The 13,347-nt window shown below is 74.8% G+C and carries 9 protein-coding genes; 4 read left to right on the forward strand and 5 right to left on the reverse strand.

Annotated features, from left to right (window positions below; translation table 11 throughout):
- Window positions 1–38: 38 nt before the first annotated feature.
- Window positions 39–2,198 (forward strand): protein phosphatase 2C domain-containing protein, encoded by a 2,160-nt coding sequence (locus ACFW6B_RS16365; RefSeq protein ID WP_386596399.1) that lies wholly within the window; start codon window positions 39–41, stop codon window positions 2,196–2,198.
- Window positions 2,199–2,333: 135 nt separating this feature from the next.
- Here the strand turns inward: ACFW6B_RS16365 and ACFW6B_RS16370 are convergent, their stop codons facing one another.
- Together ACFW6B_RS16370 and ACFW6B_RS16375 are read right to left on the reverse strand one after the other, a co-directional pair.
- Window positions 2,334–3,806, reverse strand: coding sequence for a helix-turn-helix domain-containing protein (locus ACFW6B_RS16370; RefSeq protein ID WP_386596401.1), 1,473 nt, complete (start codon window positions 3,804–3,806; stop codon window positions 2,334–2,336).
- Window positions 3,807–3,954: 148 nt separating this feature from the next.
- The gene (locus ACFW6B_RS16375) at window positions 3,955–7,017 is read right to left on the reverse strand and encodes an alpha-mannosidase (RefSeq protein ID WP_386596403.1); all 3,063 of its coding nucleotides are present in this window, start codon (window positions 7,015–7,017) and stop codon (window positions 3,955–3,957) included.
- 215 nt (window positions 7,018–7,232) lie between these two features.
- On the opposite strand from ACFW6B_RS16375, the gene ACFW6B_RS16380 reads away from it, so the two are divergent.
- The gene (locus tag ACFW6B_RS16380) at window positions 7,233–7,685 is read left to right on the forward strand and encodes an ATP-binding protein (RefSeq protein ID WP_386596405.1); all 453 of its coding nucleotides are present in this window, start codon (window positions 7,233–7,235) and stop codon (window positions 7,683–7,685) included.
- A 39-nt stretch (window positions 7,686–7,724) separates the two neighbouring features.
- Here the strand turns inward: ACFW6B_RS16380 and ACFW6B_RS16385 are convergent, their stop codons facing one another.
- Together ACFW6B_RS16385 and ACFW6B_RS16390 are read right to left on the reverse strand one after the other, a co-directional pair.
- The gene (locus ACFW6B_RS16385) at window positions 7,725–8,765 is read right to left on the reverse strand and encodes a DUF2637 domain-containing protein (RefSeq protein ID WP_386596407.1); all 1,041 of its coding nucleotides are present in this window, start codon (window positions 8,763–8,765) and stop codon (window positions 7,725–7,727) included.
- A gap of 401 nt (window positions 8,766–9,166) precedes the next feature.
- Window positions 9,167–10,021: a (2Fe-2S)-binding protein gene (locus ACFW6B_RS16390; protein WP_386596535.1), complete on the reverse strand. Its 855-nt coding sequence runs from the start codon at window positions 10,019–10,021 to the stop codon at window positions 9,167–9,169.
- 544 nt (window positions 10,022–10,565) lie between these two features.
- Between ACFW6B_RS16390 and ACFW6B_RS16395 the strand changes: the two genes are divergently transcribed.
- Together ACFW6B_RS16395 and ACFW6B_RS16400 are read left to right on the forward strand one after the other, a co-directional pair.
- On the forward strand, window positions 10,566–11,510 hold the full coding sequence (locus ACFW6B_RS16395) for a GntR family transcriptional regulator (protein WP_386596536.1): 945 nt from the start codon (window positions 10,566–10,568) through the stop codon (window positions 11,508–11,510).
- A 180-nt stretch (window positions 11,511–11,690) separates the two neighbouring features.
- Window positions 11,691–12,422, forward strand: a complete 732-nt coding sequence (locus ACFW6B_RS16400) for an alpha/beta fold hydrolase (protein WP_386596409.1) — start codon at window positions 11,691–11,693, stop codon at window positions 12,420–12,422.
- Between the two features lie 93 nt (window positions 12,423–12,515).
- On the opposite strand, the gene ACFW6B_RS16405 is transcribed toward ACFW6B_RS16400, so the two are convergent.
- A complete protein-coding gene (locus ACFW6B_RS16405) occupies window positions 12,516–13,280 on the reverse strand; it encodes a hypothetical protein (RefSeq protein ID WP_386596411.1) in 765 nt (254 codons plus the stop codon).
- Between the last annotated feature and the right edge of the window lie 67 nt (window positions 13,281–13,347).

A 13,347-nucleotide genomic window follows, 5' to 3' on the forward strand; every position in this document is an offset into this window, starting at 1 on the left:
CCGTTTTCAACCCGGTGTCTCGGTGGACAATCGGGAGCATGAGCCAGCAGGGGGAGAAGCCGACCGGTCACGAGGACGACTGGTGGCGGCAGTTGTACGACGACTCCACCGAGGACACGGGACCCGCGGCCGTGGCCGATTCCCTCGACGACCGGTTCGCCTCGGCGTCGGGGACGCTCGGAGACGGACTCGGCACGGGGCCGGCCGCCCGGGCCACCCCGGAACGAAAGCCCCTGTCCGACACCCGGCCCACACCGCCACGGAGAACCGCGCCGGAGACACCGCCCACGCCGGGCCGGACACCCCCGCCGGACGTCCCGCCCGGGCCGGGGCGGAGGCCCACGTACGAGGATCCGTATGCGCCGGGCCGTACGCCCACCTCCGGTCTGCCCGAGCCGGGCCGGACACCCACCTCCGGGGCGCTGCCCGGGGCGGGGCGGCGGCACGCGGCGGCGGACGCCAGGTCCGCCCCGGATCCGAGGTCCGCGCCGGAGGCGGCGTCCGGTCCGGGGCGCGGGTCCCCCCGGCGGCCCGGCGACCGTGGGCCCGACGGCCCGCAGCGCCCCGAGCGGCCTCCCACCGCGCCGGATCCCTCGTCCCCCGAGCCGGGCGGGCGGCCGCCCACGCAGCAGCAGCCGCCGCCCGCCGGACCGGAGCGGCACCAGGGCGCTCCGGCCTCCGCCGACCGGCCGGGCGCGAACCCGTCCGACGAGACGCCCTCCGACGGGCCGGTGTCCCGGCCGGGCCGCTGGGAGCGGGGCCCGGTGCGGGGGCCCGGCGCGGACATCGGTCCGCCCGGCCGCGAGACGCCCCCGTCGGAGCCCGCCTCCTGGGAGCCCACCCCGTGGGAGCCCACTGCCTGGGATCCCCCGTCCTGGGAGCTCCCGGGCTCCGGCCCCGCACCGGTGGCCCCCTCGGCGCTGCCGCCCGGCCCGAAACCGCCGGGCTTCACCGCGCAGGACCCCGGCCCGCACACCTCCCGGGAGGCCCGGAACGACCCGCCCCCGGAGCCTCCCGCCGAGCGGGTGCCCGCGTCGAGGGCGCCGTCGGACGTGCCGCCGAAACCCGCGTCGGCTCCCGCAGCACCCCCGCGCGCGGCGGCCCCCGGGCCGCCGGCGGAGGCGCTGCCCAGCACCACCGGGGGCTTCCGGACGCCACCCCCCGATCCGGCCCCCGGAGACCTGCCCGCGGACGAGCCCCGGGAGACGGTCCTCTCCGTCGTCGAGCCCCCGCCCCCCGCCGGCCACGTCGGTTCGGGCCCGCCCACCTACGACCCCGAACCGACCGCGCTGCCGGCCGCGGAGCCCGACGAACTCGACGACCTGGTCGCCGACACCGTGCTGGACGGCGCCCGGTACGGGACGAGCACCCTGCGGGCCGTGTCCCTCCGCGGGGACTCCGCGCGCTACCGCGGCGAGCCGCGCCGGGACGCGCTGCTCACCGCCCGGTTCGGAACGGGCGAGCAGGCGCTCGTCCTGGTGGCGATGGCGACCGGCGCGCGCGCCACCTCGGGCGCGCACCGGGCCGCGGCGGAGGCGTGCCGGCTGATCGGGCAGGCCGTCGGACGCAGCCACGAACGGCTCGCCGACGACATCAGGGCCGCCCGGCGCGGCGAGCTGAAGTCGGGACTGCACCGGCTCATCGCCCGCAGCCTCGGCAGACTGCGGGCCAGCGCGGCGGAGCAGGGCGTCGAACCGGAGGAGTACACCGCGGGCCTGCGCTGTCTGCTGCTGCCCGCCGATCCCCAGTGCCGTACGCGGGTCTTCTTCGGCGTCGGAGCGGGCGGTCTGTTCCGGCTGCGGGACGGCGAGTGGCAGGACATCGAACCGCGGGTCTCCGAGGCGACGGGGGAGGCCGTCGTCGGCTTCGGGTCACCGCCCCACGAGACCCCCGAGGGCGACCGGCTCACCATGGACCTGGGCATCACGACGCCACCGAGCCCGTACGAACCCGCCCCGCGGCCCCCGCACGCCCCCTTCCGGTTCCGGGCCTCCGTAGCCCGCCCGGGTGACACGCTCCTGCTGTGCACGGGCGGCCTCGCGGAGCCGCTGCGCGGCGAACCCGAGGTGTCCGAGCACCTGATGACACGGTGGTCGGCCGGTGAACCGCCCGGCCTCGCCGCGTTCCTCGCGGACGTCTCGGTGCGGGTCAAGGGGTACGCCGACGACCGGACGGCCGCCGCCGTGTGGGAGGTGTGACCGCGCGCGGTGCGGATGCACGGAACCGGGGGACCGGCCGGGAGAACCGAAAGGGCACCCGCCGGACCCGGGGCTTCGGGGACCACGGAGAGGTGCGCGCACGGCCCGCTCCGGCCCGCGCGACGCACCCCGGCCTCAGGAGCGGGGGGTGTCGTCGAGCTCGCTCATCCGGCGACCGGGCTCCATCGGGTCTCCTTGTGGCAGCGGGGTCCAGCCGTTCTCCCCGTACCAGTAGTACGGCAGGCCCTTGATGCCGGTGGTGTGGAACGGGGCGCCCTCGTCGTCGATCCGGATCGTTCCGGTGCGGCCCCGCGAGGACCAGTCGAGCTCCATGTACCAGCGGCAGTCGCAGTTCTCGGTCTGGGCGTCGACCATCAGGTACTGGGGCTCCCGCACGGACACCTGGAAGGGCGGGCGCAGAATCTTGGGACCCGTTTCGACATCGCTCGGGACCGGGCGGGCGACGGGCTGGTCCCTGTCCAGATCGACCTTGAACGAGCCGGGGCCCATGGCGCCACCGCACCCCCCGCCCGTCAAGTAGGCGGTGCCCTTCAGCGGGGCCGAGCGTCCGACGACCTTGACCCGCAGCGCCTCCAGGACGACGGCCGCGTCCGTCCGCCCCTGCACGATGATGTCCACGAGCGTCTGGCTGCCGTGCACCCCGTTCTGGGTCTGCACCCACGGGGAGGCGTCCTGCGGGGCCGGCGGAGGTGGTACCTGCTCCGGCTTCTTGTCGATGACGTAGGTGTGAGCGCAGCCGACCGCCCAGCGGTGGGAGTACACGGTCCAGGTGAGGGGAGGCCCGGTGGAGACGGCCTCGGGAGCGGGGCTCGTGGACGGGCTCGGCGAGGTGTCGCGGCTGACGGACGCGCTCGGGGTGGGGGAGCCGGACGGCCGGCCGCGCGTGGCCGAGGGGGACGCGGACGGTGTCGCCGAGCCGTTCCGCGCGCCCGCCGCCTTCGCGGTCGGCGCGACGGCCACCCGGTCGCCGGTGTCCTTCGAGGAGTGCCCGGAGGGCAGGGCGGACAGGCTGCCCAGGGTGGCGATCAGCACGGTCACCACCGCCGCGGTGACCGCGACGCGGCGCTTGAACCGGCGGGTCCGCGGCGCTCCCGCCCGCGCGGCGGACCCTTCCGCGGAGCGTTCCCCGAGAGCGGGCCCGAGGTCCGTGACCGGCGGCAGGGTCTGGCCGTCCTCCGGCCCGCCGGTCGCCGGAAGCGCCTCGGGGGCGTCCGGCCCGGTCTCCGGCGTCAAAACCCCGCCCGTGCCGTCGGCCGTCCCGGCGGCCTCCGTGGTCATCGGCGCGCCGGGCGCCGCGGGTTCCGGACCCGACGGGCTCGACGGTGCCGGCTCCAGGACCGGCGGGGCGGACGGGCCGGTCTCGGCCCCCGCCGTCCGGGCCCCCTGGCGGGCCTCCACCGCGAGGATCCACTGCCGGTGCAGTTCGCCCCGCTCGGCGGGAGTCGCCCCGCACATCGTGGCGAACCGCTCCACGGGCGCGAACCCGAGCGGCACCGCTTCTCCCGCGCAGTACCGGTGCAGGGTCGAGGTGTTCATGTTCAGGTGACGCGCGAGCGCTGCGTAACTGCGGTCGGAGCGCGCCTTCAAGCGCCGTAGCGTCGCAGCGAATTCCTCGACCTCGTCCTGGGATGACAACGTTTCTCCCGCTTCTCGTCCCAGGACGGCATCCCAGGCACCTCTCTTAGGGAGAGGCGGGCGGGCCGGGGATGGTTCCACCGTCGCGGGCCCGGACTCCTCACAGTTCCGCGCCGTGGTCCGGACGGGCGGGCCGCAGCCGCAGGGTGAGGATCTGGAACGGCCGCAGCGCGATCTCCGGCGGGGCCTCGCCGAGCGGCCGTTCCAGCAGGTCGGTCACCTCGGCCCGGGAGACCGGGAAACCGGCGGTCACCTTCGCCCGGGCCCGCCCGCCCCGTGACTCGTACAGCCGCACCACCACGTCGCCGCTGCGGTCCTCCGCGAGTTTGACCGACTCGACGGTGACGGCCGGGTCGTCGACGCTCACCAGCGGTTCGAGCGCCGGTGCCGCCGCCCGGCGCAGCGGCAGATTGAGCGCGAGCCCCTCCGCCACGGCGTCCCCGGCACCGGCCCCCGGCAGCAGCGCGTACGTGAACCGGTGCGTGCCGAGATCGGTCTCCGGGTCCGGGCTGTGCGGGGCGCGCAGCAGGGTCAGCCGTACGGTGGTGCCGAGGCCGTCGGCGTGCGGCGTACGGGTCACGTCGTGGCCGTACGTCGAGTCGTTGAGCACCGCGACCCCGTACGACTCCTCCGCGACCCGCAGCCAGCGGTGGGCGCAGATCTCGAAACGGGCCGCGTCCCAGCCGGTGTTGGCGTGGGTGGGGCGGTGGACGTGCCCGAACTGGATCTCGGCGGCGGACCGTTCGGCCTGGACGTCGAGCGGGAAGGCGGCCTTGAGGACCTTCTCCGACTCCTGCCAGTCGATGTCGGTCACGATGTCCAGCCGTCGGCCCGCGGCCGTCAGCCGGATCTCCTGGACGATCCGGGAGGAGCCGAAGGCCCGGGTGACGCGCACGGCCGCCCGCAGCGGCCCGCTCTCCACCAGTTCCACCGACTCGGCGGACGTGAGGTCCGTGTGGGTGCGCCGGTAGTGCCGGTCGATGTCCCAGGCGTCCCAGGCGTTGGGGTGGTCGGGGTGGAGCTGGAGCAGATTGCCCCGGCCGCACAGCACTTCCCGGCCGTGCGCGAGGTCCCGTACGGAGGCCAGCAGCCCGTCGGTGTCGATCCGCACGCGCAGCAGGCCGTTGTCCAGTACGAAGGCGCCGTCACGCTGCTCGGTCCGCACGGTGGGGCCGTCGTGCCGTTCGGTCCGCACGGTGGGGCCAGGGCCGGCCGGGACGGCGGCGGTGCCCAGCCCCGGCACGGTCACCACCTCGTCCCCCACCACTTCGGTCCGCTCGTACGGCGAGGCGTTCAGCACCGCCGGCACGCCGGGCCCCAGGGCCCGTACCGCCTCCGCGGTGATCTCCTCCAGCTCGGCGAGCACCCGCGCGTACGTCTCGCGTGCCTCCCGGTGCACCCAGGCGATCGAGGAGCCGGGCAGGATGTCGTGGAACTGGTGCAGCAGCACGGTCTTCCAGATCCGGTCCAGGTCGTCGTACGGGTAGGCGTACGACGGATCGCGCACGGCGGCCGTGGCGCACCACAACTCGGCTTCGCGCAGGGCGTGTTCGGAGCGGCGGTTGCCCTGCTTGGTCTTGGCCTGGGTGGTGTAGGTGGCCCGGTGCAGCTCCAGGTACAGCTCGCCGGACCACACCGGCGCGTGGGCCCCGTACTCCTCCTCGGCGGCGGCGAAGAACGCCTCGGGCTTCTCGACGCGGACCGTGGGCGAGCCCTCCAGGGACCGCAGCCGGCGGGCCTTCTCCAGCATCTCGCGGGTCGGGCCGCCCCCGCCGTCGCCCCAGCCGAACGGGACGAGGGAGCGGGTCGCCCGCCCCTTCTCCGCGAAGTTGCTTTCCGCGTGGGCGAGTTCACGGCCGTGGAACTGCGAGTTGTAGGTGTCCACGGGCGGGAAGTGGGTGAAGACCCGGGTGCCGTCGATGCCCTCCCACCAGAAGGTGTGGTGGGGCATCTTGTTGCTCTGGTTCCAGCTCAGCTTCTGGGTGAGGAACCAGCGGACGCCGGCGAGCTTCGCCAGTTGCGGGAAGGCGGCCGTGTAGCCGAAGGAGTCCGGCAGCCAGATCTCCTCGGTCTCGACGCCCAGTTCCTCCCGGAAGAAGCGCTTGCCGTGCACGATCTGCCGGGCCAGCGCCTCGCCGCCGGGCATGTTGGCGTCCGACTCCACCCACATCGACCCCACCGGAGCCCAATTGCCCTCCTGGACAGCCTTCTTGATACGCTCCCAGATGTGCGGCTGGTGCTCCTGGACCCAGGCGTACTGCTGGGCCTGGGAGCAGGCGAAGACCAGCTCCGGGTAGTCCAGGGCGAGCGCGGTGACGTTGGCGAAGGTCCGGGAGGCCTTGCGGACCGTCTCGCGCAGCGGCCACAGCCACGCCGAGTCGATGTGCGCGTGTCCGGTCGCCGAGACGCGGTGCGCGCTGGCCGCCGCGGGCCGCGACAGCACCTCCGCCAGCTCGGCCCGTGCCGCCGCGGCCGTGCCGGGCACGTCGTGCAGATCGAGGGCGTCGAGCATGTCCTCCAGGGCCCGCAGGATCTCGTGCCGTCGTGGCCGCTGCGGATCCAGTTCGTGCATCAGCTCGGAGAGGACCTCGGCGTCGAGGACCAGATGCCACACGTCCTCGTCCAGTACGGCGAGATCGGCAGCCGCGAATCGGTAGATCGGCCCATCTCCGGCGGTCAGCACGTCTCCCAGACGCGTGGGCTCGAAGCCGCGCAGGACGGCGGGGTTCGCCGCCGCCTCCAGCAGCAGGTGCACCGCCTCGCCTCCCCGCGCCGGTGCCCCGACCGTCAGGTGGCGGTTGCGCGGGTGGACGCCCTTGAGGGGGACGCCCGTGGCGTCGTACAGCAGCCCCTCCGCCTGGAAACCGGGCCCGTCCCCGGTGAACCCGGGGTCGATCACCACCTCCACCCGGCGGCCCGCCCATTCCTCGGGCACCCGGCCCTCGACGCGGAACCAGCTCGTCGACCAGGGTTTTCCCCAGACCGTGCCGGTCGTGAAGGGCTCGTAGGCGGCCTGGAGCGCCTGCCCGACGGGCACCGGCTCGCCCGGCACGTGCCAGACGGAGAGTGTGAGCGGCACCCGGTCCCCGTACCGGGCGGGGCGCAGGAACTGGCGCAGCGCGCGCTCCAGACGGGCCTCCACCAGCGAACGGTCGTCGTGCACGGCTGCTCCTCGGTGCTCGGACGGCACTGTCGAAGCCTTCACTTCCCCGCGCGGGCGTCACGCACCCGTGGCCGTACGGCACCTGGTTGATGATTCGACATGACTGTCACGTTCCCGATGAGGGCATGGATCCCGTGAACGTGTTCGAGCAGAGGGGACCCGACATCGGCACGCAGGCGGGGGTCATGAAGCGGCAGGCACCAGGAGGCGGTCCCATGACCAAGGGGGCCCTCTCCACCGGTCCGGTGGAGGAAGCGTCCGAGGGGGCGGCGGAGGAGACGGACGGCGCGCAGTTACGGCGCCGGCTGGGCAAGGCGGATCTGCGGGCGGTGCCCGAGGCGCGCAGGGCGCTGAGGGAGCACTTACGCCACTGGGGGAAACAGGGCAGTGCCGAGACGGCGGAGCTCCTGACCAGTGAGCTCGTCACCAACGCGCTGGTCCACACGGACGACGACGCCGTCCTGACCGCGACGATCGGACCGTGCGGACTGCGCGTGGAGGTCCGGGACTTCGTGGGAAGCGGGCCCAGGATGTGCGTACCGGACGCCGACGACGGTACGCACGGCAGAGGCCTCGTCCTCGTCCAGTCCCTGGCGGACGCGTGGGGCGTACGGTCGCACGGGGTGGGCAAAGCGGTGTGGTTCGAACTGAACGGCGACGCGGTGTAGGAACACCGCGTCGCCGTCGTCGTGTCCGGGGCGCGTGCTTCAGCCGAACTGCTGTTCAAGATCCTTGAGCTTGCGCTCCAGGGAGTCGAGCCGGGGCAGGGCCATCGTGTCGTCCTCCGTGGTGAGGTCGACGGTGATCGGCTCAGTGCTCTTGCGGACGGGGGTGAGGGAGGGCCGCGATCGTACGGGCAGCTGCTCCGCGGTGGATATGGCGGGCTCCGTGGAGGTGCCCGCGGGTGCCCGCTCCACGGTCGTGGTCTCCAGTTCCCGGGCGTCGCCGCGTCCGGGGATGCCGCGGTGGCCACGGCTGAGCGCCTTGAGGTGCGCCCGCTCCACCCGCTCCTCGTTGCGGCGGCGCAGCCGTTCCTGCTCCTTCTGGCGCCGGTCCTCGCGGACCTCGTCCACGGCCTCGTCCAGGGACCGGACGTTCTCCAGGAGCATCAGCGACCACGCGCTGTACGTCTCACGGGGGGCGCGCAGCCAGCGGACCATACGGATCTGCGGCAGCGGACGCGGCACCAGGCCCTGCTCGCGCAGGGCGGCCCGGCGGGTCTGCTTCAGAGCCCGGTCGAACAGGACGGCGGCCGACAGGGACATTCCCGCGAAGAACTGCGGAGCGCCGGCGTGGTCCACGCCCCGGGGCGCGTGCACCCAGTTGAACCAGGCCGCGGCGCCGGCGAAGGTCCACACGAGTATGCGGGAGCCGAGCGCCGCGTCACCGTGGCTGGCCTCGCGCACGGCGAGGACGGAACAGAACATCGCCGCCCCGTCCAGGCCGAACGGGACGAGGTACTCCCAGCCGCCGGAGAGGCCGAGGTTCTGCTGGCCGAAGCCGACCAGGCCGTGGAAGGAGAGTGCCGCCGCGACGGCGGCACAGCAGAACAGCAGGATGTAGGAGGCCGTGCCGTAGACGGCCTCCTTGCGCCTGCGGCGCTCCTCGGTGCGCTCCCACGAGTCGTCGCTGCTCGTGCCGTCCCCGGACCGCTTGCCGCGTGCCAGCACCGCCACCGCCGCCAGCAGGCCCAGGAGCAGAACGGCGCCTGGAAGCAGCCAGTTCAGCGATATGTCGGTCAGTCTCATCGGGGTCCCTTGCCTTGGGATAGGGCGTAACGCCCGCCATAGTGGACCACTCACATCGGCCCTCAGGGGGTTTCGGGGCAAGAGGCCGCCAAGGAGGTGCAAGAAGGTGCGCAGGGCGACTTTCTGCTCGAACTGCCGCGCGAGGGACGGGAGTTGAGTACGAATAAGACTACCCGTGCGGGTGGTTCCGTGGAGAGTTCCCGTGATGAGTGAGGAATATGTGAAGCACTTGTGATCCGCGTCCGGCTCGCGGTGATCCGCGTCCGGTTCGCGCGGGGGGTCGCACGGGGGTCGTGCGGGAGCCGCGCCGGGGCCGTGCGGGAGCCGTGCGGGGTTCGCGCGAGGCCGTGCGGGGGCCGTGCCGGGGGCGTGCCCGGTCCTCGGGCGGCCCCCGGGTCGCCTCAGCTCGCGGCGGCGGTCAGCTTGGTGATCCGGTCCGCGTCGCAGGTGCGCGGGCAGGTGGCACAGGTGTCGGCGGGGCGCACCGTGTAGAAGAGGCAGCAGCTCACCCGGTCGCGGGTGGGCAGGGACTCCCCCTCGGGACCGGTCAGTTCGCGGAAGGCCGCCGAGCCGACGTAGGGCCGGGTCGAGTCCGGCAGCAGCAGCTCCAGCTCGCGCATCGCGCGCCGTTCCTCGCCGAGCAGGTGGGCGACATACCAGAGGCCCTCGACCACCTCGTCGGTCGCCATGCCCCACAGGGCCCGGCCGCGCCGTCGCATCCGCGGCCCGAACCCGCCGAGGACGGGTTCCAGGTGTTCGGCCACCGCGGAGCGCACCTCGGCGCGCAGCGCCTCCTCGTCGGGTACGACCCGGGCGCCCGGCAGGGCGGCGGCCGGGTCGTCCGGCAGGCAGGCGAAGGTGTCGATCCGCACGGCCATCCGGCCGAGCTCGCGGTGGAACGTGACGTTCTCCACAGGCAGGCGGGGCACCCGGCGCAGCAGGAACCACGGCACGGTGATCAGCAGGCAGGCCGGCCAGGCGTACCTGTGCAGTCCGAAGCCGGCCACGACGTCGGGCCGTGCGCGCGTGCCGTAGTCCCGGAGCACCTGGGCCTCGTCCCAGGCGAGGAACGCGTCGAGGTCCGGCCCGCCGGCGGCGAGCAGGGCGGCGGCGGCCCAACCCGCGCCCCGCGGGGCCGCTTCTCCCGCTCCCAGCTCCGTGACGCCCAGCCCGGGGAAGGCCTCGCCCAGCCGCGCGTAGGCGTCCGCGACGGGCGACGCGGCGGCCGGCACGTACGGACCGGCCAGGGCGGTCATGGCCGCCGGAGCGGTCGCGGCGGCGGCATCGGCCGGCAGCGTGGGAGTGGACATGCGGAACCATCGCTTCACGATCGTTGGCAGGTAAGCCTTACCTTACCCTGTCGTCCGGGTGTTTGAACTGGGCCCGTGTGCGCCTATCGTGCTTGACGGACCAGTGACACTTGACGGACCGGTGACGGCCGACGTCACGACCGCCCAGTACCGCCGACCCGGAGGAGGAACCGTGGAGCAGGCCGGTCCGCGCAGCGCGCACGGCTCCGCCGGGCCGTGGACCCCGGACGTCCGCGCGGGCGCCTTCCGGGTTCCGCAGCAGCCGGGGCCCGTGGACGTGGGACTGGCCAGGGGGATGCCCGCGGGCGGCGTGGGAGACGGGCCCGGTGCCGGTCCCGGCGGCGTTCATCCGGCCGTCCTGGCCTCGGCCCGCGGTGAGCACACGCACAGTGAGACCCCGATCCCGCACCCGCGCGCCGAGGGCACGCGCCCCGGCGTGCGCGCGGACGGCACCGGCGCCTCCGTACGTACGGACGGTGCCCGTGCCGGCGTGCGCGCGGACGACGCCCGCGCCGGCGTACGCGTCGGCACACGTGCGGACGACGTTCGCCCCGTCGTACAGACGGACGGCGTACGCGCTGTCGCGAACCCCGGGGACGCCGGTCCCGTACCCGACGGCGAGGCACGCCCCGCCGCACGTCCGGAGAACGCCGCTCCCCCGCGCGCGGACGAGACCCGGCCGGGAGCGGACGGCGGGGGCGCCCGCCCCGCGCACGCCGAGGAGACCCGTCCGGCCGCACGCGAGCCGAACGCCCGTGGCGACGAGACGGAGCGGGCGCGCCCCGCCGCCCGTGCGGAGGCCGCCCGTCCCGTCGTGCAGCGCGCCTCCGTGCGGGGCCAGATCCTCGACGCCCTGCGCACCGCGCTCGTCGCGGGTGAACTCGCCCCCGGCGAGGTGTACTCGGCCCCCGCTCTCGGCGAGCGCTTCGGGGTGTCGGCCACGCCCGTGCGGGAGGCGATGCAGCAACTCGCCCTCGAAGGCGCCGTCGAGGTCGTCCCCAACCGGGGCTTCCGCGTCGTCGAGCGCGGTACCCGGGAACTGGCCGAACTCGCCGAGATCCGGGGCCTGATCGAGGTCCCGGTGATGCTCAGGCTCGCGCGCACCGTGCCGGCCGCCCGCTGGGCCGAGCTGCGCCCGCTCGCCGATGCCACCGTTCGGGCCGCCTCGTCGGGCTGCCGGGTGACCTACGCGGAGTCCGACCGGTCCTTCCACCGCGCGGTCCTCGGCCTCGCGGGCAACGCGCAGTTGGTGCGCCTCGCCGACGATCTGCACCGCCGTGCCCAGTGGCCGCTCGTCGGCGGTCCCGTCTCCCGGGGACGCGCCGACCTGGTGGCCGACGCGGCCGAACACGCCGCGCTGCTGGACGCGTTGATCGCCGAGGACCTGACCGTCGTCCAGGCCCTGGTGCGGGAGCACTTCACCGGCGCTTCCTGAACGGCCCCGCCCACCACCACCGGCCGGCGAACCCGCCCGCGGCCGGGCCCTGTTCGTCCCCGGGAATCCCCCGGCCGCCGAATCCCGTGCGCGGGAGCACGGGCGGCTAGAGTTTCCCGCTATCACGAGGGGATCCCCGTCGGCGGAGCCGGTTCGGGGACCGGGGTGACTGGGGGACCGATGACGGCGACGGACGTGAAGCCCATCGTCTTCGTGCACGGGACGCGCTTCTCCGCGGGACAGTGGAGTTCGCAACTCGCCGCGCTCCGGGACGAGTTCCCGGTGGCCGCGGTCGACCTCCCGGGCCACGGCGAACGTTCGGCGCAGCCCTGGAGCCTGGGCTCCTCGACGGAGGTCATCGCCTCCGCCGTGGACTCGCTCGGCCACGGGCCGGCCCTGGTCGTCGGGCACTCCCTGGGCGGTTACGCCGCGCTGGAGTTCGCGCGCCGCCGCCCGGAACTGCTGCGCGGGCTGGTCCTGGCCGGGGCCAGCGCCTCCACCCGTGGCCGCCGGGCGGTGCCGTACCGCTGGGCCGCCCGGCTGGTCCCGCACCTCCCGGCCGAGCGCCTCACCCGGTGGAACGACCGCCTGCTGCGCCGCCTCTACCCGCCGGAGGTGGTGGAGGCGACCATTCGCGCCGGCTACGCCTTCCACACCCTGCCGCGGGCCTGGGGCGAGTTGCTGGGGCGCTTCGACGCGGACGCGATGCGCCACGTGGGGGCCCCGGTCCTGATCCTGAACGGCGAGAAGGACACGGTCTTCCGCGCCGGCGAGGCGGACTTCGCCCGCGCCCATCCGGACGCTCGCGTGGAACTCGTCCCGCGGGCGCGGCACCTCGCCAACTTCGACGCCCCCGACGCCTTCGCCGACGCCGTCCGCCGCTTCGCCCGCACGCTCCCTCCGGTGAACTGAGCGCACCCCGCCCGGAGTCCCGCGCGCGTGCGGCCCCGCCCGTGAAGGTCCGCACCCGGGCGGGGCTCCGAAGGCGCGTCCCGTCGTACGGGATCAGGCCGTCGCCGCCGGCGGTGCCGGGTCCAACCGGTCCGCCAGCCACAGGGGGACACCGCCGAGCAGCCTGAACAGCCGTCCCGCCTCCGCCCGCAGCCGTGACGCCTCCGGTTCGCTCTCGGCGTCGGCCAGGGCCGCCAGCGCCGGCGCCGTACCGACCAGGTACCCGAGCTCCTCCCGGATCCGCAGGGATTCGGCGAAGCCGTGCCGGGCCTCCGCCAACTCCCCTTCGCGCAAGGCGATTCCGGCGAGATGCCGCCAGGTGAAGGACAGCAGCAGGGCGTCGTTCCGGTCGGTCGCGCCCGCGTGCGCCCGCCGGTACGCGGCGCGGGCCGCCTGCGGCGAGTGCGCGAGGTTCTCGGCGAGCAGCCCGCGCCGGAAGTCCAGCAGCGCCCTGCCGGGCGCGCCCGGCGCGAGCAGCGCCGCGGCCCGGCCCAGCGCCGCGCGCGCCTCGTCGGCCCGGTCGCGCACGCCCAGCAGGGTCGCGGCATAGGCGAGTTGGCCCCGCTCGCAGGCGGCCGCGCCCCGCTCGTCGTCGCTCTGCGCCAGTGCCTCGGCGGTGCGCAGCGCGTCCTCCGCCTCGGCCCAGCCCTGCTCGGTGTAGAGACAGCGCTCGACCAGGAGCGACGCCCTCTGGAGCGCCGGCCCCGCCGCGTGCGGCTGGATCAGCGCGGCCGCGTCGGCCCAGCAGGCGCGTGAGCGCAGCCGCCATACCGCGGTCTGGAGTGGATCGTCCCCTGCAGTCGTTCCGGTACCAGACATGGCGGTATGCGCCACGTTGCCCTCCCCGAGCACGCCATCGAGCTGTTGAGTGGTGGCATCTCAGCAC

This window comes from Streptomyces sp. NPDC058751 (genome assembly GCF_042746485.1).
In the GTDB taxonomy this organism is placed as follows: domain Bacteria; phylum Actinomycetota; class Actinomycetes; order Streptomycetales; family Streptomycetaceae; genus Streptomyces.

Bases quoted from the DNA above. Each gene is read 5' to 3' on its own strand.
- ACFW6B_RS16365 (WP_386596399.1), top strand. From the start codon at position 39: ATGAGCCAGCAGGGGGAGAAGCCGACCGGTCACGAGGACGACTGGTGG.
- ACFW6B_RS16380 (WP_386596405.1), top strand. From the start codon at position 7,233: ATGACCAAGGGGGCCCTCTCCACCGGTCCGGTGGAGGAAGCGTCCGAG.
- ACFW6B_RS16385 (WP_386596407.1), bottom strand. From the start codon at position 8,765: ATGAGACTGACCGACATATCGCTGAACTGGCTGCTTCCAGGCGCCGTT.
- ACFW6B_RS16390 (WP_386596535.1), bottom strand. From the start codon at position 10,021: ATGACCGCCCTGGCCGGTCCGTACGTGCCGGCCGCCGCGTCGCCCGTC.
- ACFW6B_RS16400 (WP_386596409.1), top strand. From the start codon at position 11,691: ATGACGGCGACGGACGTGAAGCCCATCGTCTTCGTGCACGGGACGCGC.
- ACFW6B_RS16405 (WP_386596411.1), bottom strand. From the start codon at position 13,280: ATGTCTGGTACCGGAACGACTGCAGGGGACGATCCACTCCAGACCGCG.